We start from the raw sequence: 17,656 nt of genomic DNA on the forward strand, positions 1-17,656 counted from the left end.
GCGTCCCGTGGTGGACGGTCGGGGAGTTGTGTTTGTCATGTCGCTGGCTCTGGCCACGCTGATCTACGAATGGCGCCGCTACATGGCGGCCGTGGTGGCGCTCGCGTTCTCCGGCCTGCTCGTGCTGGCCTTCGTCGGCATGTTCATGGGCATCGGCAAGGCGTTCACCGCTCAGATCGACCGCGCCCGCGCCGACATCATGGTGCTGGGTCCGGGCGCCACGGCCCTGTTCAACGGCGGCCCGTCCGGCCTGCCCCGTCGCCTGATGGGCACCGTCTACCGCCATCCGGAAGTCATCCAGGTCGCGCCGCTCGACGGCTCGGGCGGGCGGTTCCAGAACATCGTCCAGGATCCCAAGGGCAACCCCTCCGATCCGTCGAAGCCGCCCAAGAGCCGCAAGATGGAATTCGTCAATGTCACGGTGATCGACGCGATCCCCGGCTATGTGACTGTTCCCACGGACTATTCGGACGCCCTGATCGAGACCCTGCGCCAGCCCTACGCCGTCGCGGTCGATGAAACCGCGCTCGCCCGGCTCGGCGTCAAGGTCGGCGACAAGGCGGTCTACAACGGCAAGACGATTACCATCGCCGCCGTGACCAAGGGCTATCCGAACATGATGCAGGCGACGCTGGTCATGTCGCGCGACACCCTGCGGATGCTCGGCGAGGCCGACACCGGCCAGCGGGTCGGGCCGCTGATGGTCAAGATCGCCGATCCGTCACGCGCCGCCATCGTCGCGGCCCAGCTCAACAAGGCCGGCGGAGGCGCCTTCAAGGCCTGGACCCGCCAGGAACTGGCCGACGCCAACCAGAGCTCGATGTTCAAGGAGCAGTTCATCAGCATCATCCTGATCTTCGCCCTGATCATCGGCGCGATCATCGGGGTGGTGATCACCTGGCAGACCCTTCGCGGCGCCATCATGTCGAGCATCAAGGAGTTCGCCTCCCTGCGCGCGCTCGGCGTTTCGATGGGCAGCCTGCGCGGTATCGTGCTGGAGCTGAGCTTCTGGGTCGGCGTGACCGGCATCATCGCGTCCGGCTTCCTGACCTGGGGCGTCGGGACCCTGGCGAAGATGGGCGGCCTGCCGATGGCCTTCCCGCTCCCCATTGTCCTGTTCATCGCCGCCTTCCTTCTGGGGTGCGCGATGTTGTCCGGCTTCCTGTCGCTCGGCGTTCTCAAGGCCAGCCAACCCGCGGACCTGCTGCGATGAGCGTGCGCAAGATCCACCAGAACGGCCACAAGCTCGGCGATGTCGCGATCGAGGCGAAGGGCCTGGTCAAGCGGTTCAAGACCGGCCGGACATTCGTCGAGGTTCTGAAGTCCGTCGATTTCGACGCCCGCCACGGCGATGTGACCATGGTCATGGGGCCGTCAGGCTCGGGCAAGTCGACCCTCATCGCCGCGCTGTCGGGCCTGCTCAAGCCTGACGAGGGCAAGGTGCGGGCGCTCGAGGCCGCCGATCTGTGGAGTTGGTCGGCCGGCCGTATTGACCGGTTCCGCCTCGACCACTGCGGGTTCATCTTCCAGGGCTTCAACCTGTTCCCCGCCCTCACCGCCCGGCAGCAGGTCATGACCGCGCTGCACTACCAGGGGGCCTCCAAGGCCGAAGCCCATCAGCGCGCGCAGGCCGCGCTCGAAGAAGTGGGTCTCGGCTCCAAGGTCAACCAGCGGCCGTCGGAGATGTCTGGCGGCGAAAAGCAGCGGGTGGCCATCGCCCGCGCCCTGGCCAAGGCCCCCGACCTGATCTTCGCCGACGAACCCACCTCGGCGCTCGACGGCGAGAACGGCCAGGTGGTCATCCGCCTGCTGCGTCGGGCCGCCACCGAGCACGGCGCTGCTGTGATCTGCGTGACCCACGACCCCCGCCTGGAGGCCTATGCCGACCGGGTGATCCACATCGAAGACGGCCGCATTCTGGATGACGTTCGGCGCACGCCCGACGCCAATCCCGCGCCGCTCAGCCACTGACTCTGAAGGGACGTTTCATGTTCGGCTTTCTGCGTAGCCGCTGGTTCTGGGTTCTGACCGTGCTGGCCATCGTCCTGGTCGGCGGCGGCCTGTTCATGAAGAGCAAGGCGGCGGCCAACAAGAAGCAGCTGGCCTCGGCGGCCAGCCAGACCGCGCCCAGCCCCTATGCCGCGATCGGCAACGGCAAGGCCGACGTCGAGGGCGGGATCATCCAGGTCGCGGCGCGTCGCGGCGGGGTGGTCCGGGCCGTCTATGTCCAGGAAGGCGACCGTGTCGTGGCCGGGCAGATGCTCGCCCGCCAGGAAGACGACGATCCCCGTCTCGCGGTCGGCCGCGCCCAGGCCCAGGTGGCCCAGGCCCAGGCCCAGATCGGCGTGCTGCAGGTCAAGCTGAACGCCTCGCGTCGCGAATTGGGCCGGCTGCAATCACTGTCCGCCAGCAACTTCGTCGCCGGTCAGCGCCTCGACCGCCAGGCCGATGAAATCCGCGACTGGGAAGCCCAGATCGTCGCCCAGCGCGCCGCTGTCGCCACGGCCACCGCCGCTCTCCGAGAAGCTGAGTATGCGCTGGAACTGACGGTGATCCGCGCGCCGACAAATGGCCGGATCGTGCGCCGCTACGCCAACCCCGGCGCCGGCGCCTCCACGCTCAACGTGTCCAACATGTTCGATCTCGAGCCGGACACCGCCCGCATCGTCCGCGCCGAAATCGTCGAGGCCGACCTGCCCAACGTGACGGACAACCAGGCCGTCGAGATCCAGCCGGAATCCGACCCGACGAAGATGTATGTCGGCAAGGTCCTGCGCCGCGCGGCGGTGTTCGGCGCCCGCAAGCTGGCCTCGGACGATCCGACCCAGCGCAGCGACGAACGCGTGGTCGAGGTGGTGGTCAGCGCCGACGGCGCCCCGCTGCTGATCGGCCAGCGTGTGCTGGTGAAGTTCATGAAGCCCGGCTTCCAGGCCGGCGTGAAGCGCGCCGCGCCGAAGCCGGCCGGTCCTCCGTCGAAGTAGGTCGGCGCGGGCGGCCACGCAGGGTCGCCTGACAATAGGGGCTGTTCGGGCGTGGCGGGCGTCAGGTCACCCTTGACGCCTCCCCTGCTGCGCCGCAAAACGCCGCCAAATCCAAACAGGCGTCAGCGCAGAGGAACTCTCACATGGCCGACATTCGCTTCGACGGTAAGGTCGCGATCGTCACGGGGGCCGGCGGCGGTCTCGGACGTCAGCATGCCCTGGAACTGGCCCGTCGCGGCGCCAAGGTCGTGGTCAACGACCTGGGCGGCTCGATGGACGGCTCGGGCGGCTCCTCCGCGGCGGCCGACGCGGTCGTGGCCGAGATCAAGGCCTTCGGCGGCGAAGCCATCGCCAACGGCTCGTCGGTCACCGACGACGCCGGCGTCGCCCACATGGTCAAACAGACCATGGACACCTGGGGTCGCATCGACATCCTGATCGCCAACGCAGGCATCCTGCGGGACAAGTCGTTCTCCAAGATGGAGGTCGCCGACTTCGAGCTGGTCCTGAACGTGCACCTGATGGGCACGATGAAGCCGACCAAGGCGGTTTGGGAGATCATGAAGGCCCAGAACTACGGCCGGATCGTCGTCACGACCTCCTCGTCGGGCCTCTACGGCAACTTCGGCCAGTCGAACTACGGCGCGGCCAAGCTCGGCATCATCGGCTTCATGAACACCATCAAGCTCGAGGGCCAGAAGAACAACATCCACATCAACGCCATCAGCCCGGTCGCCGCGACCCGCATGACCGAGGGCCTGATGCCGCCGGAAGTGCTGGAAAAGCTGAAGCCCGAGTATGTCACGCCGGGCGTGGTCTACCTGGTCTCGGAAGAAGCCCCCACCGGCGCCATCCTGACCGCCGGCGCGGGTGTATTCGCCCTGTCGCGCATCCTCGAAACCGAGGGCGTCTACCTCGGCGAGGGCGGCCTGTCGGTCGAGGAAGTCCGCGACAACTGGTCGAAGATCACCGACGACGCCGGCCAGAAGGCCTATTTCGCCGGCGGCGAACAGGGCCAGAAGTTCTTCCGCAAGATGGCCGGCGGCTGATTGATCGGGGACGTGCGCCGCAGGTGCGTGTCCCCCAATCCAGATACGGCAGCGATTCAGTGAGGGGACACGGGCCTGAAGGTGCGTGTCCCTTTTTCTGTCATCGCGCGCAGCGCGCCGGATCGTCAGCCTTGATGACACAGGCGATCCTGCCGCCGCGGTCGGCCCCATAGACCCGGACCAGCCGCTGCTCGAACCAGGTCCACTTGGCCCGGGTGTCCTGCGACGCCACATCCATCGCCAGTTGCTGGATGTCGTTTGCGCCGCGAGACGAAGCCTTGGTGTCCTTGTTCAGCGTGGCGTGTTTCACCCGGCCGTCACAGTGACGGCTTTCCGGGAATCCCTCGTAGCACCCACTGATCAGACCGCCAGGAAAGGCCGCATCTGGATAGTCGGGGTCCAGCCAGTCGGCGGGCGAGGGCTGACCCATGCCGGGCGGGTCATCGAGGCGCTGTCCCGGACGGCGCAGCGGGTCGACCCAGTTGCTATGCGAGTAGAAGTCCTGCGAGGCGTGGAACGCCATGCCGAGTTGCTCCAAAACCGAGCATTTGCTGCGCCGGTCGCGGCCGTCGAACGAACACTTGAGACCCGCGGCGTCCCGGGGAATCGTCATGTCGGCTGTCACCAGGCCGTCGGCTTCGCTGACCGCTCGCTCCAGATAGCCGAAGATCCAGGCCCGGCAGCTTTCCAGCTCCGTCCGGGCCTCGGCCTGACCGCGGGGATAGCCGGGCAGGTCCAGCCAGTCGCCATTGTCACAGTGCGCCGCGCTCTCCGACATCAGGCCGCGATCCGGCCGGTCCGGCGCCCCGACGGCGCCAAAGGTCCCGCGCCTCCCGGCGATCTGGTCCATCGTCCTGGCGCCTATGCCAAAGCTGGCGAGGCCCTGGCGCGTGATCCGCTCGTGCTCGGCATTCTGGCCCAGGCCGTGGATCGTACCGAAGGACCACGCAGGACCCGCCGCCAGCACGGCCAGCGCCCCCACGATGATCCATCCCCTTGTCGTCGACATGGCCCGGCTTCCCCTGTTTCCACGAAAGCTTGAAGGCGCCGCTACGTCATGTCCAGAAGGGCCTTGCGGGTCGCGCCCGGGCGCCCTCTCATTCGGAGCAGGGACGAAACAGACAAGAACCGGAGACACGGTTGTCGCAGGAAGATCAGGCCGCGTCGGCGGCCAAGGGCGTTCGCGTCAAAGCCGGAATTCTCGCCGCCTTCTCGATGGCGACCATTCCCGTCGGCGCCCTGACCACGCCGCTTCTTGTCCATCTGCCGCCGCACTACGCCGGACTGCTCGGGTTGCCGCTGGCCGCGGTCGGCGGGATCTTCTTCATCGTCAAGGTCATGTCGATCTTCTTCGATCCGGCGGCCGGCATGTTCATGGACCGGACGCGGACGAAGATCGGACGCTACCGCTTCTGGTTGCTCCTCGCCGCGCCGATCCTGATGGCCGGCGTCTGGATGCTGTTCCGGGCGGAAGCGGGTGTGAGCAAGACCTTCCTGCTGGGTTGGCTGATCGTTCTCTACGTCGGCTATTCCCTGTTGGTCCTGTCCCAATCAGCCTGGGGCGCGGTGTTGGCGACCAACTACAACGAGCGCTCGCGGGTCTATGCCTGGGCCCATGTGACGAGCACGCTGGGCGCGGTCGCGGTGCTTCTGCTGCCGTCCCTGCTCAAGATTCCGGAAGCCGGCGTCGTGCCGATGATGGGGCTGATGATCGTCGCTTCGATCCCGGTCACCTGCCTGATTGTCGCCTTCGGCGTGCCCGAGCCGGTGCTGCCGCAGCGGGCGACCGGCGACCGACTGTCCTGGGGCGAGATTCCGGCCCTCGCGCTGCGACCGACCATGCGCCGGTTGCTGGCGGCCGACCTGCTGTTCACCTTCGGTCCGGCGATCACCTCGCCGCTCTACCTGTTCTTCATGCAGCAGGCGCGCGGCTACAGCCTGATCCAGGCCAACCTGATGCTGCTGTTGTTCATCCTCGCGGCGGTGTTCTGCGCGCCACTCTGGGCGCTCGCGGCCTATCGCTGGGGAAAGCACCGCACCCTGATGGCGGCGGCGGCCTCCTATTCGATCGCCCAGGGCGTGATCTTCTTCATCCCCGGACAGAGCTTCCCGCTGATGGCCACGGCCATGTTCCTCGCCGGCGGCATCCTCGCCGCGCTGGGCTTCCTTGTCCGGGCGATGATCGCCGACGTCGGGGACGAGGTGCGGCTGGAAACGGGTAAGGACCGTGTGGGTCTGCTCTACGCGATGGTGTCGAGCACGGCCAAGGTCGGTACGGCGTCTGCCGTGCTGGTCACCTTCGGGATCCTCGGAGCCATCGGCTTCAACGCCGCGCCGGGAGCGGTGAACAGCGAAAGCGCCATGCTTGGCCTGACCCTGACCTTCGCCATCGCGCCGGTCATTCTGGTCATGCTCGGGGCCATCGCGGTGCGCGGCTACAGCCTCAGCCGTGAGCGTCACGCGGAGATCCGCGCGGAGCTGGAAATCATCGACGCGGACGTCATCGCCGCCGCGCCTACGCCGGCCGTCTAGAGCAGCGCCTTCGCCGCGGCCCGGAAGGCGTCAGCCGCCGCGCTGTGGCCACCGGTGGCCGTCAGCGGCGCGCCGTCGTCGCCGGCCTGGCGCAGGGCGATCTCGATCGGGATCTCGGCCAGCAACGGCACGCCCAGTGACTCAGCCTCCGCCCGCGCGCCGCCGGTCCCGAAGATCGGGATCGGCGCGCCGGTCGACGGATCGGCGAAGAACGCCATATTCTCGATAACACCGAGGATCTTCGCGCCCGTCTTCTGGAACATGCCAACCGCCCGACGGGCGTCGATCAGCGCGATTTCCTGCGGCGTTGAGACGATGACCACGCCGTCGACCGCGAAGTTCTCGACCAGGGTCAGATGGATGTCGCCGGTGCCTGGCGGCATGTCGATGACCAGGATGTCCATCGGCGCGTCCGGGGTGGCCCAGCGCACGTCGTTGACCATCTGCCGGACCGCCGAAGAGGCCATGGGCCCGCGCCAGATCATCGGCGAGCCCTCATCGACGAGGAAGCCGATCGACATGACCGTGACCCCGTGGGCCTGCAGCGGCTGCAGCTTGCCGTCGATGAACAGCGGCTCGCCGTCGACGCCCATCATGCGCGGGGCCGAAGGGCCGTAGACGTCGGCGTCCAGCAGCCCGACCTTCAGGCCGAGACCCGCGAAAGCGCAGGCCAGATTGACCGCGACGGTCGACTTGCCCACCCCGCCCTTGCCGCTCGCGACAGCGATGACCCGTTTGACGTTCTCGGGGCGTTTGACTTCCTTGCGTGGCTTAAGCTCCGCCTTGGGATCGCCGGCGACACGGGCGCCCTTGCGCTGGCGCGTGACGCCAGCCGGGGCCGACGCGGTCAGCACGACCTGGGCCTTCTCGACGCCCGGCAGGCCGGCCAGCGCCTTCTCGGCGGCCTCGCGGATGTAGCCGTAGCGCGCGGCGTCCTCCGCCGGCACCTCCAGCATGAAACCGGCGCGCCCCTCGCGCAGGACCAGACCCTGGACCAGCCCGGCCGCGGCCAGACCCTTGCCGGAGCGGGGGTCGATAATCTTGTCGAGGGCGCGAAGCGCGGTATCTCGGTCTGCGGATGTATGAAAGGTCATGGGGACAGCTTGCCTTGCCGGGCGCGGCGTCTCATATCCGCTTGACCGCGCCGGCTTGCAAGCCCGCCGAACCACGACGGAAAAGCGACGCACGACACATGCCCTGGAACGACAACGGCAATCCCGGCCCCTGGGGCGCTCCGCCCCCTTCGGGCGGCAAGGGTCCCTCCGGGGACGAACCGAAACGTCCCTCCGGTCCCGGCCCGCGACGGCCCTCCGGTCCCAATGAAATCGACCAGCTCCAGCAACAGCTGATGGCCCAGCTGCGGGCCCTGCTCGGGGGCTCGGGCGGCGACATGTCACCGCGCCGCATGGCTCCGCTGATCGCCGGCGGGCTGGTCGCGCTTTACCTCGCCTCCGGCATCATCGTCGTGGGCGCCAAACAGGAAGCGGTGGTCACCACCTTCGGCGCCTGGACGCGGAGCTACGGGCCTGGCGTCGGCTTCCACCTGCCGCTGTTCGAACGGGCCATCAAGGTCGACACCACCAACCAGCGCCAGACCGCCATCGACGGCGCCAACGGCGCTACGGACAACACCCTGATGCTGACCGGCGACGAGAACATCGTCGACCTGTCCTTCACCGTGCAGTGGTACGTGAAGAACCCCGCCGAGTACCTGTTCAGCGTCGATGACTCCGACAAGACCCTGCTGGCCGTGGCCGAGAGCGCCATGCGCGAGGTGGTCGGCCGCAGCACCCTCAACTCGATCATCGGACCGGGACGCGGCAACATCCAGCTTGAGGTCGCGGCCCTGATGCAGCGCATCCTCGACAGCTATCACACCGGCATCGTCATCGATGGCGTGCAGATCAGCGAAGCCGGGCCGCCGACCGATGTGGTCGAGGCGTTCCGTGATGTGAACAACGCCAGCCAGAACGCGGAATCCTACGCCAACACCGCCCGGGGCGAGGCCTCCAGAATTCGCCAGGAGGCCCTCGGATACCGCGCCCAGGTCGTCCGTGAGGCCGCCGGCGAGGCGGCCCGCTTCAACCAGGTCTATGAGCAGTACCGCCTGGCGCCGGGCGTGACGCGCGACCGCCTCTATATCGAGACCATGCAACGCGTGCTGGAGTCCTCCAACAAGGTGATCATCGACGGCAAGGGCGTAACCGCTCCGATCGTCCTGTCAGCCGACACGTTCAAGCCACGCGTCCAGACACCGACCGGTGCCGCCCAGCCGCAGGTTCGCCAGCCGGGAGCGGCCCAATGACCAGTCAACGTGGCACGTTCTACGGCGTCGTCGCCGCCGTCATACTGATCGTCGTCAGTCAGACCTTCTACGTGGTCGGCCAGACCCAGCAGGCGGTCATCGTACGCCTCGGCGAGGTCGTCCGCACGGTCAACGCCGGCCCCGATGACGGCCCGGGCCTGAAGATCAAGATCCCGTTCTTCGAGACCACCTACCTGTTCGACCGGCTGAATCTCAACCTCGAGGTCACGCGCCGGGAGATCCTCGCCGGCAACCAGGAACGGTTGATGGTCGACGCCTTCGTGCGTTACCGCATCAGCGATCCGGTCCGGTTCTACACCCGTCTCGGAAGCGAAGCGGCCGCTCCCGCGCAGCTGAACCCGATCATCAACGCCTCGCTGCGCCAGGTTCTGGGCACCGCCAGCTCGGAACAGATCATCTCGACGCGTCGCGGCCAGCTGATGCACCGCATGCGTGATGATCTGGCCCAGCGCGCCAGGGCCTCGCGCTTCGGCATCGATGTCATCGACGTGCGCATTCGCACCGCCGACCTGCCCGACGCTAACCAGGCGGCGGTGTTCGACCGGATGAAGACCGCCCGCCAGCAGGAGGCCGCCCGCATCCGCGCGACCGGTCGCCAGCAGCAGCAGGAAATCATCGCCACGGCGACCGAAGAGGCTGAAACCATCCGCGGTCAGGCCGACGCCGAACGGGCCAAGATCTTCGCCGCGAGCTTCGGCAAGGATCCCAGCTTCGCCGCCTTCTACCGTTCGATGAAGGCCTACGAGGCCTCGATGGCCAAGGGCGACACCACCCTGGTCCTGAGCCCCGACAGCGCCTTCTTCCGCTACTTCAGCAAGGGCGGCGGGGGCTGATTCACCCCCCTCGGGGGAGGTGGCTCGGCGAAGCCGAGACGGAGGGGGTCCGCTCAGATCGCGGGTGACCCCCTCAGTCAGGCCTGCGGCCTGACAGCTCCCCCAACGGGGAGCATCTAGAGCGCGAACTCTTCCAGCCGGTAGCCCTGGTAATACAACAGGGCGGTCAGGTCGGCATGGTCGATGCGGGCGTCGGCCTGGGCGGCGACGATCGGCTTGGCGCGGTAGGCGACGCCCAGCCCGGCCGCCTCGATCATCGCCAAGTCGTTGGCCCCGTCGCCGACCGCCAGAGCCGCGGCCGGCGTGACGCCGAGCGCCGCGACTTCCTCCTGCAGGGCCGCCAGCTTCGCCTCACGGCCTAGGATCGGTTCGCCGACCAGTCCGGCCAGCGCGCCGCCCTCCTCGATCAGGGTGTTGGCGCGATTGTCGTGGAAACCGGCGGCAGTCGCGACCCGGCCGGTAAAGAAGGTGAAGCCGCCGGACACCAGCACGCAGCGTGCGCCGTGGGCGGCCATGGTCCGGACGAGCGTCGTCGCGCCGGGGTTCAGCTGCACCCGTTCGTCATAGCAAGCCTGCAGGGCGTCGAGCCCCAACCCCTTGAGCATCGCCACCCGCTCGCGCAGGGCGCCCTCGAAGGCCAGCTCGCCGGCCATGGCCCGCTCGGTGATGGCAGAGACCTGCGCCTTGACCCCGGCGAAGTCGGCCAGCTCGTCGAGGCATTCAACGTTGATGATGGTCGAGTCCATGTCGGCGATCAGCAGGCGCTTGCGGCGTCCTTCAACCGGCTGGATGCAGACATCGACGCGGCGGCAACCCAGCGCGCCCTCGGCCCGCTCGCGGATCAGCGCCGGAAAGTCGCTCGCCACGGGCAGATCGGCGGCGTTCGGGCCCAGCAGGTCCGGTTCGCCCACGGCCGCGCCCGTGCCGGCCACCGCGATCTCCACCGCCTCCATGGCGGCGACAAGATCATGGGGATCGGCGGCGACAAGGGTGACGACGAGCTGCATGCGCGCCGCCTAGCCTGCTTTCGCCGCAATGGGAACCTTGGTTGGACTGCAGCCGCGCCTGTCCAGGTGGCGAACCCGCGCCGCTTGGCTTATGGCGGGGGCATGACGAGACAGATCCTGCTGATCGCCGGGCCGACCGCGAGCGGCAAGTCCGCGCTGGCCCTGCGCGCGGCGCGGGCGCTAAACGGCGAGATCGTCAACGCCGACGCCCTGCAGCTGTACGCCGATCTGACCGTCCTCTCCGCGCGGCCCACCGTCGAGGAACAGGCCGGTGTTCCGCATCACCTGTTCGGCGTCGCCGACGGCGCGGACGGCTGGTCGGTCGGTCGGTGGCTGCGCGCCGCCTCCCCTGTCCTCGAAGACATCCTCGCCAGGGACCGCACGCCGGTCGTGGTCGGCGGCACGGGCCTCTACTTCAAGGCCCTGACCGAGGGGCTGGCCGACGTAACCCCGACGCCCGCAGCCGTGCGCCAGAGCGTCACCGGGATGTATGACGCGCTCGGCGAGGCGCGCTTCCGCGAGCTGCTGGCCAGCGCCGATCCGGACGCCGCCCGCCGCATCGAGGCCGGCGACCGCATGCGCCTGCAAAGGGCGATGGAGGTGCTGGAGGCCACCGGTCGCCCGCTCAGCGCCTGGCAGGCCGACACGGCCCCCGCCCTCGAGCCCGATGCGTGGCGCGCCGTGGCCATCGTGCCGGACCGGACCGAGCTCTACGCCCGCTGCGACGCCCGCTTCGACGCCATGCTGGCGGCCGGGGCGCTGGAGGAGGTTCGCGCCCTGCTGGCGCGCGGCCTGGATCCTCTCGCGCCCGTGATGAAGGCGGTCGGGGTGCGAGAGCTTGCCGCCCATCTGGCGGGCGAGACGCCCCTCGAGCAGGCCGCCGACCTGGCGCGCCAGGAAACCCGCCGCTACGCCAAGCGCCAGTTGACCTGGCTGCGCAACCAGACGCCGGACTGGCCAAAGATCACGGAAATGGCCCCAGAGGCCGCCTGGGGGCAATTCCTTGCGCTCAACCCTTTCTTGACGTCGCAAGCCTAGCGTGGCATTCCGATCAGACGCGATTTGGAGCAATCTTCGTGCGCAAGACCAGCATCGTACTTACCGAGCGGCCGACAGCGGCGTGACCTGAACGGTCACGCTGTCGCCGGTCGCGCGCACCCAGGGCCCCTTCCGGGCCTTTTTTATTGCCTTTTTCGTCCCCCCAAGAGCCGAACCATGACCGCCTCCACGACCCGAACCGCCCCACCCGAGACCGCCGCCCGAGAAATGACCGGCGCCGAGATCGTCGTTCAGGCGCTCATCGACCAGGGCGTCTCGACGCTGTTCGGCTATCCGGGCGGCGCGGTGCTGCCGATCTATGACGCCCTGTTCCAGGACAACGAACGCCACGGCGACCGCCTGCGTCACATCCTGGTCCGTCACGAGCAGGGCGCGACCCATGCGGCCGAGGGCTATGCCCGTTCCACCGGCAAGCCGGGCGTGGTGCTGGTCACTTCCGGCCCCGGCGCGACCAACGCCATCACCGGCATCGTCGACGCCCTGATGGATTCGATCCCGATGGTCGTCTTCACCGGCCAGGTCCCCACCCACCTGATCGGCACCGACGCGTTCCAGGAGGCCGATACGGTCGGCATCACCCGCGCCTGCACCAAGCACAACTACCTGGTGAAGGACGTCGCGGACCTGCCCAGGATCATCCACGAGGCCTTCCATATCGCCACCACCGGCCGGCCCGGCCCGGTGCTGATCGACATCCCCAAGGACGTTCAGTTCTCGAAGGGCGTCTACCAGGGGCCGGACGAAGTCACGTTCAGCCACGGCTACTCGCCACGCACCAAGGGCGACCCGGCCCGCATCGCCGAGGCGGCCAAACTCATCGCCAAGGCCCGGCGGCCGATCTTTTACACGGGCGGCGGGGTGATCAACGCGGGCCCGGCGGCCAGCGAGAGCCTGCGCGCCCTGGCGGCGCTGACCGGCGCGCCGGTGACCTCCACCCTGATGGGCCTCGGCGCCTTCCCGGCGGCGGACCCGGCCTGGCTGGGCATGCTGGGCATGCACGGCACGTTCGAAGCGAACAACGCGATGCACGACTGCGACGTGATGATCTGCGTCGGCGCACGCTTCGACGACCGGGTCACCGGCCGGCTCGATGCCTTTTCGCCGGGCAGCAAGAAGATCCACATCGATATCGACGCCTCGTCGATCAACAAGAACGTGCGGGTCGACATCGGCATCGTCGGCGACGCCGGCAGCGTGCTGGACGACCTGATCGCGGCCTGGAAGGCCCAGGACCTGAAGCCGAACCGAAACGCGCTGGACGACTGGTGGCGGCAGATCGACGGCTGGCGCGCGCGTCAGTGCCTGAACTTCCGCACCAACGACACCACGATCAAGCCGCAGCAGGCCATCGACCGGCTGTACGCGCTGACCAAGGACCGCGACACCTACATCACCACCGAGGTGGGCCAGCATCAGATGTGGGCCGCCCAGCACTACCGCTTCCAGGAGCCGAACCGCTGGATGACCTCCGGCGGGCTGGGCACCATGGGCTACGGCATGCCGGCCGCCATCGGCGTGCAGCTGGCCCACCCTGACAGCCTGGTCATCGATATCGCCGGCGAAGCCTCGATCCAGATGTGCATCCAGGAGCTGTCGACGGCGATCCAGTACGACCTGCCGATCAAGATCTTCATCCTCAACAACGAATGGATGGGCATGGTCCGCCAGTGGCAGCAGCTGCTGCACGGCGAGCGATACAGCCACAGCTACTCCGAAAGCCTGCCGGACTTCGTCAAGCTGGCGGAAGCTTATGGCGCCGTTGGCATCCGCTGCAGCGACCCGGCCGAGCTGGACGCGAAGATCCTCGAGATGATCGACAGCCCGCGCCCGGTGGTCTTCGACTGCCGCGTCGAGAAGAACGAGAACTGTCTGCCGATGATCCCGTCCGGCAAGGCCCACAACGAGATGATCCTGCCCGAAGACGGCGCCGACATTGGCTCGGTGATTGACGAAGCCGGGCGGCGGCTGGTCTAGGAAAGATCATGACCACCGATCCCCAGCCCGCCTCCGCCTACGATCTTGCCCATACGGACGAGGTCGAGAGCCTCGCCACCTTCGCCCTTCTCGTCGAAAACGAGGCGGGCGTCCTGCACCGTGTGGTCGGGCTGTTCGCCGCCCGCGGCTACAACATCGAGAGCCTGACGGTCGCCGAAACGGACCGCAAGTCGCACACCAGCCGCATCACCATCGTGACGCGCGGCGCACCCCATGTGCTGGACCAGATCGAGGCCCAGCTGAGCAAGGTCATCAGCGTCCGCCGCGTGCATGACGTCACCCGCGACCCGCGCGGCATCGAGCGCGAGCTGGCTCTGGTCAAGGTGCGGGGCGAAGGCGTGAACCGCGTCGAGGCCCTGCGGGTGTCCGATATCTTTCGCGCCAAGGTGGTCGACACGACCTCAGAGAGCTTCGTCTTCGAGATCACCGGCGCGCCGTCGAAGATCGACAGTTTCGTCGACCTGATGCGGCCCCTGGGACTGGTGGAACTGTCCCGCACCGGCGTGCTGAGCATCGAGCGCGGCGCCGAGGGGATGTAGAAAACACCTTTGCTCTCCCCGAGGGAGAGCTGTCACCCGGAGGGTGACTGAGAGGGAAGAGCTGTTGGCGGACGACGATAGTCCACTACCTGCGCCTCCCTCTCCACCATGCTCCGCATGGTCCCCCTCTCCCTCCGGGAGAGGAGAGCCCGCTACGCCTTCAACAGATTGAACCGGAACAGACCGCCCCCGATCAGCGCGCCGATCGCCGGGGCGACGACGAACAGCCACAGCTGCGACATCGCCTGACCGCCGACCAGCACCGCCGGTCCGAAGCTGCGGGCCGGATTGACCGACACGCCCGTCACCTGGATGCCGACGATGTGGATCACCGCCAGAGTTATGCCGATGGCCAGTCCGGCGAACGCGCCCTGCCCCTTGTCCCCGGTCACGCCGAGGATGACGACGACGAAGATGGCGGTGAAGACGATCTCGAAGATCAGGGCCGCCTGCATCGAATACTCGCCCAGATAGCCCGGTCCCCAGCCGTTGTGGCCAAGGCCGCTGGCCGCGCCGTCCTTGGCCAGCATCATCAGGATCGCGGCTCCGGCCAGGGCCCCGGCGAACTGCGCGACCCAGTAGACCAGCATGTCCCGCACCGACATGCGGCCCGCGACGAACACCGCCAGGCTGACCGCCGGATTGACGTGACATCCCGAAACCGGCCCGATGCCATAGGCCATCGCGACGATGGCGAAGCCGAACGCCAGGGCGATGCCCAGCTGGCCGACGTGCTCCATCCCCCCCAGCACAGCCGCCCCGCACCCGAACAGAACCAACACAAGCGTGCCGATAAACTCGGCGATGAACTTGTTCATTTCAGCGTCTCCCGTTCCCCCCGCTTCATCGAGCGGTGTTCGGTGAGGCTGAACCCTTTGGGTGAGTCCCGGAAGAGACACGAAATTCAGGCGGTTCTTCCCCCGGAAACCAATCGCCCCTATATTGGGCGTGTTCGGGCTTGCCCGGGCTATGGACATAAACGCGCGTGTAATAAGCGGACTGGACCCGGGTGCGATTCCCGGCGGCTCCACCATTTCCTTCTTCGGGTTATCGCCGGAAGTATGGGGCCGATCAGCATCGACAGACGTCTAAAGGCGTAGCTTTGTCCCGGCGTGGCTCACCGTCTCGGGCCATTAAACTAACTGCGAACGATAACTTCGCTGAAGAGTATGCGATCGCCGCGTAATGCGGTGCTAGCGCACTCAGCCTAAACTCCTGGGGGTTCAGATCCTCAGGCGGGGCCCGGAGGGGGCCTGCCAACAGAACCCCTCCACCTTTCCCGACCCAGCGCTGACATCAAATCATCTTTGCCATAGCCGTCGTGGCCGCGTGGTAGAGCGGAATGCCGACCATCAGGTTGAACGGAAACGTCACGCCCAGCGACAGGGTCAGGTAGGTTCCGGCGTCCGCCTGCGGCAGCGCGAGCCGCATGGCCGCCGGCGCGGCGATATAGGAGGATGACGCCGCCAGGACGGTCAGGGCGGCGGCATTGCCCGGCGACAGACCCGCCAGGGTCGCCAGGACGGCCCCCACTGTGGCGCCCAGAAGCGGCAGCACGACCCCCAGGGCCAGGATGGCGGGCGGGATCCGGCCCGCTTCCTTCCACCGGCCGGCGGCCGTGACGCCCAGGTCGAGCAGGAAGAAGCACAGGGCGTCCTGGAACACCGGCCCGGTGAACACGTGCAGCCGCGCCTCGCCCGCTTTGCCCGTGACCAGTCCGACTAGGAAGCTGCCGATCAGCAGAACGCTTGCCCCGTTGAAGAACACCTCCCGCAAGGTGTCGCTCTTCGCCGGCCTGGTCGCCTTGCCGGAGCGCGACGCGATCCAGAGCGCCACGAGAATGGCCGGCGTTTCCATGATCGCCAGCACCGCCGACATGAACCCGTCCGGCTCCGCGCCCCGGGCGGCGAGATAGGTCTGGGCGGCTGCGAACGTGACGACCGATACCGATCCATAGTGCGCCGCCGTCGCCGCAGCGGTCAGCCTGTCGGCGCCGGCCCGCCTCAGCAGCGCGTAGGCAGGGAACGGGAGGAGGAGGCTGAGCCCGAGCCCCAGCGCCGCTGCGGTGGCGAAGTCGGCGTCCAGTCCGTGCGCCCGGGCTTCCGTCCCGCCGCGAAAGCCGATGCAGAGCATCAGAAACAGAGACAGAGCCTTGCTGGCGTCGCGTGGCAGGGCCAGGTCAGACCGCGCCAGCGCCGCAATGGCTCCCAGCAGGAAGAACAGAACGGCCGGTTGCAGCAGATTGGCGCTCCCGGACGTCAGGGCGGTGGCGAGGGAATTGAACACGATCGCGGCTCCGGCTTGAGGCCCGGCTCGTTCGCCGGGCGCGCCGATGTAGGGCGCCGCTTTCAATGTTCATTCTTGATTGTTATCATCCCAATCATTTGGTTCTGATATGATGGGATCGCATGGGCCGGCTCACCAATCTTGACCTTGATCTCGTTCGGGCGTTTCTGGCTGTCGCCGAAGCGAGGAGCTTCACGCGCGCCGGAGAACGACTGGGCCGCACCCAGTCGGCCATCAGCCTTCAGATTCGACGACTGGAAGACCAGGTCGGCCAGGCCTTGTTGTCCCGCAATCCAAGGCATGTGGCGCTCACGGAGCAGGGCGAGGCGTTCCTGCCCCAGGCGCGGCGTCTTCTGCGGCTCAACGACGAGATTCTCGCCGGCCTGACGGCGGATGATGTCGAGGGACAGGTCCGGCTCGGCGCGCCGGAGGACTTCGCCACCCTCCATCTGCCGGGCGTTCTGGCCGCCTTCGGGCGAAGCCATCCGAAGATCTCGCTGTCCGTGACCTGTGACCTGACCCTGAACCTTCTGGATCGCCTGCGCGGCGGAGAGCTGGATATCGCCCTGGTCAAGCGGGAGCCGCTCGGACCCGATCTTGGCGTCCGTGTCTGGCGCGAGCCCCTCGTCTGGGTCGGCCTCGACGGGGACTCCTGGACCGACGGGATCACACCCCTGATCGCGGCGCCGTCTCCCTGCGTCTACCGAAAGCGCGCGATCATGGCGCTCGAGGCCGCCGGGCGCGCCTGGCGCGCCGCCTATACGAGCCCTTCCCTGTCCGGGCAGCTCGCCGCGCTCCGCGCCGGCCTCGGCGTCAGTGTGCTGCCCCATGAAATGGTGCCGAACGACCTAACGGTCCTGAGCGACGGCCTGCCCGTCCTCGCCGACGCCGAGATCGCCCTGCTCCGCGCCTCGACAGCCGTGCCGCCCGCGGCTGACAGACTGGCGGACTTCATCCTGACCTCTCTGGACCGGCGCGACGCCGCCTAGAGTCTTTTCAACGCGGGCCAGGCTTTGCGCCCGCGCGTGGAACCGCTAGGCTTCGCCTTC

At 67.8% G+C, this 17,656-nt stretch carries 16 protein-coding genes and 1 other RNA gene; 12 read left to right on the forward strand and 5 right to left on the reverse strand.

The genetic code is table 11. The annotated features are described in order from the left end of the window. The first annotated feature begins 37 nt into the window (after positions 1-37). The 4 genes from ACODSL_RS00880 (at position 38) to ACODSL_RS00895 (ending at position 4,030) form a co-directional block, all read left to right on the forward strand. Positions 38-1,213, forward strand: a complete 1,176-nt coding sequence (locus tag ACODSL_RS00880; RefSeq protein WP_488898736.1) for an ABC transporter permease — start codon at positions 38-40, stop codon at positions 1,211-1,213. Then, positions 1,210-1,971 carry an ABC transporter ATP-binding protein gene (locus tag ACODSL_RS00885; protein ID WP_488898737.1) on the forward strand — a complete coding sequence of 254 codons (762 nt, stop codon included), beginning with the start codon at positions 1,210-1,212 and terminating at the stop codon, positions 1,969-1,971. The genes ACODSL_RS00880 and ACODSL_RS00885 overlap by 4 nt, the downstream gene beginning before the upstream one ends. A gap of 17 nt (positions 1,972-1,988) precedes the next feature. Beyond that, the gene (locus ACODSL_RS00890; protein WP_488898738.1) at positions 1,989-2,981 is read left to right on the forward strand and encodes an HlyD family secretion protein; all 993 of its coding nucleotides are present in this window, start codon (positions 1,989-1,991) and stop codon (positions 2,979-2,981) included. 143 nt (positions 2,982-3,124) lie between these two features. Further along, positions 3,125-4,030 carry an SDR family NAD(P)-dependent oxidoreductase gene (locus ACODSL_RS00895; RefSeq protein ID WP_488898739.1) on the forward strand — a complete coding sequence of 302 codons (906 nt, stop codon included), beginning with the start codon at positions 3,125-3,127 and terminating at the stop codon, positions 4,028-4,030. A gap of 100 nt (positions 4,031-4,130) precedes the next feature. On the opposite strand, the gene ACODSL_RS00900 is transcribed toward ACODSL_RS00895, so the two are convergent. Next, positions 4,131-5,039, reverse strand: a complete 909-nt coding sequence (locus ACODSL_RS00900; protein ID WP_488898740.1) for a hypothetical protein — start codon at positions 5,037-5,039, stop codon at positions 4,131-4,133. 131 nt (positions 5,040-5,170) lie between these two features. Between ACODSL_RS00900 and ACODSL_RS00905 the strand changes: the two genes are divergently transcribed. Then, positions 5,171-6,562 (forward strand): MFS transporter, encoded by a 1,392-nt coding sequence (locus ACODSL_RS00905; protein WP_488898741.1) that lies wholly within the window; start codon positions 5,171-5,173, stop codon positions 6,560-6,562. Here ACODSL_RS00905 and ACODSL_RS00910 read toward each other — a convergent pair. Further along, positions 6,559-7,656 carry an Mrp/NBP35 family ATP-binding protein gene (locus ACODSL_RS00910; RefSeq protein ID WP_488898742.1) on the reverse strand — a complete coding sequence of 366 codons (1,098 nt, stop codon included), beginning with the start codon at positions 7,654-7,656 and terminating at the stop codon, positions 6,559-6,561. The two genes, ACODSL_RS00905 and ACODSL_RS00910, sit on opposite strands and share 4 nt — an antisense overlap. A gap of 254 nt (positions 7,657-7,910) precedes the next feature. Between ACODSL_RS00910 and hflK the strand changes: the two genes are divergently transcribed. Together hflK and hflC are read left to right on the forward strand one after the other, a co-directional pair. Further along, positions 7,911-8,867, forward strand: a complete 957-nt coding sequence (gene hflK, locus ACODSL_RS00915; protein WP_488898743.1) for an FtsH protease activity modulator HflK — start codon at positions 7,911-7,913, stop codon at positions 8,865-8,867. Continuing rightward, on the forward strand, positions 8,864-9,721 hold the full coding sequence (hflC, locus tag ACODSL_RS00920; RefSeq protein ID WP_488898744.1) for a protease modulator HflC: 858 nt from the start codon (positions 8,864-8,866) through the stop codon (positions 9,719-9,721). Before hflK ends, hflC begins: the two co-directional genes overlap by 4 nt. A gap of 116 nt (positions 9,722-9,837) precedes the next feature. On the opposite strand, the gene serB is transcribed toward hflC, so the two are convergent. Further along, positions 9,838-10,728, reverse strand: a complete 891-nt coding sequence (gene serB, locus ACODSL_RS00925; RefSeq protein WP_488898745.1) for a phosphoserine phosphatase SerB — start codon at positions 10,726-10,728, stop codon at positions 9,838-9,840. Positions 10,729-10,830: 102 nt separating this feature from the next. Here serB and miaA point away from each other — a divergent pair, with 102 nt between their 5' ends. The 3 genes from miaA (at position 10,831) to ilvN (ending at position 14,321) form a co-directional block, all read left to right on the forward strand. After that, a complete protein-coding gene (gene miaA / locus ACODSL_RS00930) occupies positions 10,831-11,766 on the forward strand; it encodes a tRNA (adenosine(37)-N6)-dimethylallyltransferase MiaA (protein ID WP_488898746.1) in 936 nt (311 codons plus the stop codon). Between the two features lie 177 nt (positions 11,767-11,943). Then, on the forward strand, positions 11,944-13,761 hold the full coding sequence (locus tag ACODSL_RS00935) for an acetolactate synthase 3 large subunit (RefSeq protein WP_488898747.1): 1,818 nt from the start codon (positions 11,944-11,946) through the stop codon (positions 13,759-13,761). Positions 13,762-13,769: 8 nt separating this feature from the next. Next, positions 13,770-14,321 (forward strand): acetolactate synthase small subunit, encoded by a 552-nt coding sequence (ilvN, locus tag ACODSL_RS00940; RefSeq protein ID WP_488898748.1) that lies wholly within the window; start codon positions 13,770-13,772, stop codon positions 14,319-14,321. Positions 14,322-14,473: 152 nt separating this feature from the next. On the opposite strand, the gene ACODSL_RS00945 is transcribed toward ilvN, so the two are convergent. Further along, positions 14,474-15,139, reverse strand: a complete 666-nt coding sequence (locus ACODSL_RS00945; RefSeq protein ID WP_488898749.1) for an aquaporin — start codon at positions 15,137-15,139, stop codon at positions 14,474-14,476. Between the two features lie 93 nt (positions 15,140-15,232). On the opposite strand from ACODSL_RS00945, the gene ssrA reads away from it, so the two are divergent. Continuing rightward, positions 15,233-15,596: a transfer-messenger RNA gene (gene ssrA, locus ACODSL_RS00950) on the forward strand. A 21-nt stretch (positions 15,597-15,617) separates the two neighbouring features. Here the strand turns inward: ssrA and ACODSL_RS00955 are convergent. Continuing rightward, entirely contained in the window at positions 15,618-16,607 is a 990-nt protein-coding gene (locus ACODSL_RS00955) for a sodium-dependent bicarbonate transport family permease (RefSeq protein WP_488898750.1), read from the reverse strand. Between the two features lie 122 nt (positions 16,608-16,729). Here ACODSL_RS00955 and ACODSL_RS00960 point away from each other — a divergent pair, with 122 nt between their 5' ends. Beyond that, positions 16,730-17,596 (forward strand): LysR substrate-binding domain-containing protein, encoded by an 867-nt coding sequence (locus ACODSL_RS00960; RefSeq protein ID WP_488898751.1) that lies wholly within the window; start codon positions 16,730-16,732, stop codon positions 17,594-17,596. Positions 17,597-17,656 lie beyond the last annotated feature (60 nt).

It is taken from the genome of Caulobacter sp. FG121, from assembly GCF_057809815.1.

What these genes read in the sequence shown, in the direction of transcription:
- ACODSL_RS00880 (WP_488898736.1), top strand. Translation starts at nt 38, where the DNA reads ATGTCGCTGGCTCTGGCCACGCTGATCTACGAATGGCGCCGCTACATG.
- ACODSL_RS00885 (WP_488898737.1), top strand. Translation starts at nt 1,210, where the DNA reads ATGAGCGTGCGCAAGATCCACCAGAACGGCCACAAGCTCGGCGATGTC.
- ACODSL_RS00890 (WP_488898738.1), top strand. Translation starts at nt 1,989, where the DNA reads ATGTTCGGCTTTCTGCGTAGCCGCTGGTTCTGGGTTCTGACCGTGCTG.
- ACODSL_RS00895 (WP_488898739.1), top strand. Translation starts at nt 3,125, where the DNA reads ATGGCCGACATTCGCTTCGACGGTAAGGTCGCGATCGTCACGGGGGCC.
- ACODSL_RS00900 (WP_488898740.1), bottom strand. Translation starts at nt 5,039, where the DNA reads ATGTCGACGACAAGGGGATGGATCATCGTGGGGGCGCTGGCCGTGCTG.
- ACODSL_RS00910 (WP_488898742.1), bottom strand. Translation starts at nt 7,656, where the DNA reads ATGACCTTTCATACATCCGCAGACCGAGATACCGCGCTTCGCGCCCTC.
- hflK (WP_488898743.1), top strand. Translation starts at nt 7,911, where the DNA reads ATGGCCCAGCTGCGGGCCCTGCTCGGGGGCTCGGGCGGCGACATGTCA.
- hflC (WP_488898744.1), top strand. Translation starts at nt 8,864, where the DNA reads ATGACCAGTCAACGTGGCACGTTCTACGGCGTCGTCGCCGCCGTCATA.
- serB (WP_488898745.1), bottom strand. Translation starts at nt 10,728, where the DNA reads ATGCAGCTCGTCGTCACCCTTGTCGCCGCCGATCCCCATGATCTTGTC.
- miaA (WP_488898746.1), top strand. Translation starts at nt 10,831, where the DNA reads ATGACGAGACAGATCCTGCTGATCGCCGGGCCGACCGCGAGCGGCAAG.
- ACODSL_RS00935 (WP_488898747.1), top strand. Translation starts at nt 11,944, where the DNA reads ATGACCGCCTCCACGACCCGAACCGCCCCACCCGAGACCGCCGCCCGA.
- ilvN (WP_488898748.1), top strand. Translation starts at nt 13,770, where the DNA reads ATGACCACCGATCCCCAGCCCGCCTCCGCCTACGATCTTGCCCATACG.
- ACODSL_RS00945 (WP_488898749.1), bottom strand. Translation starts at nt 15,139, where the DNA reads ATGAACAAGTTCATCGCCGAGTTTATCGGCACGCTTGTGTTGGTTCTG.
- ACODSL_RS00960 (WP_488898751.1), top strand. Translation starts at nt 16,730, where the DNA reads ATGGGCCGGCTCACCAATCTTGACCTTGATCTCGTTCGGGCGTTTCTG.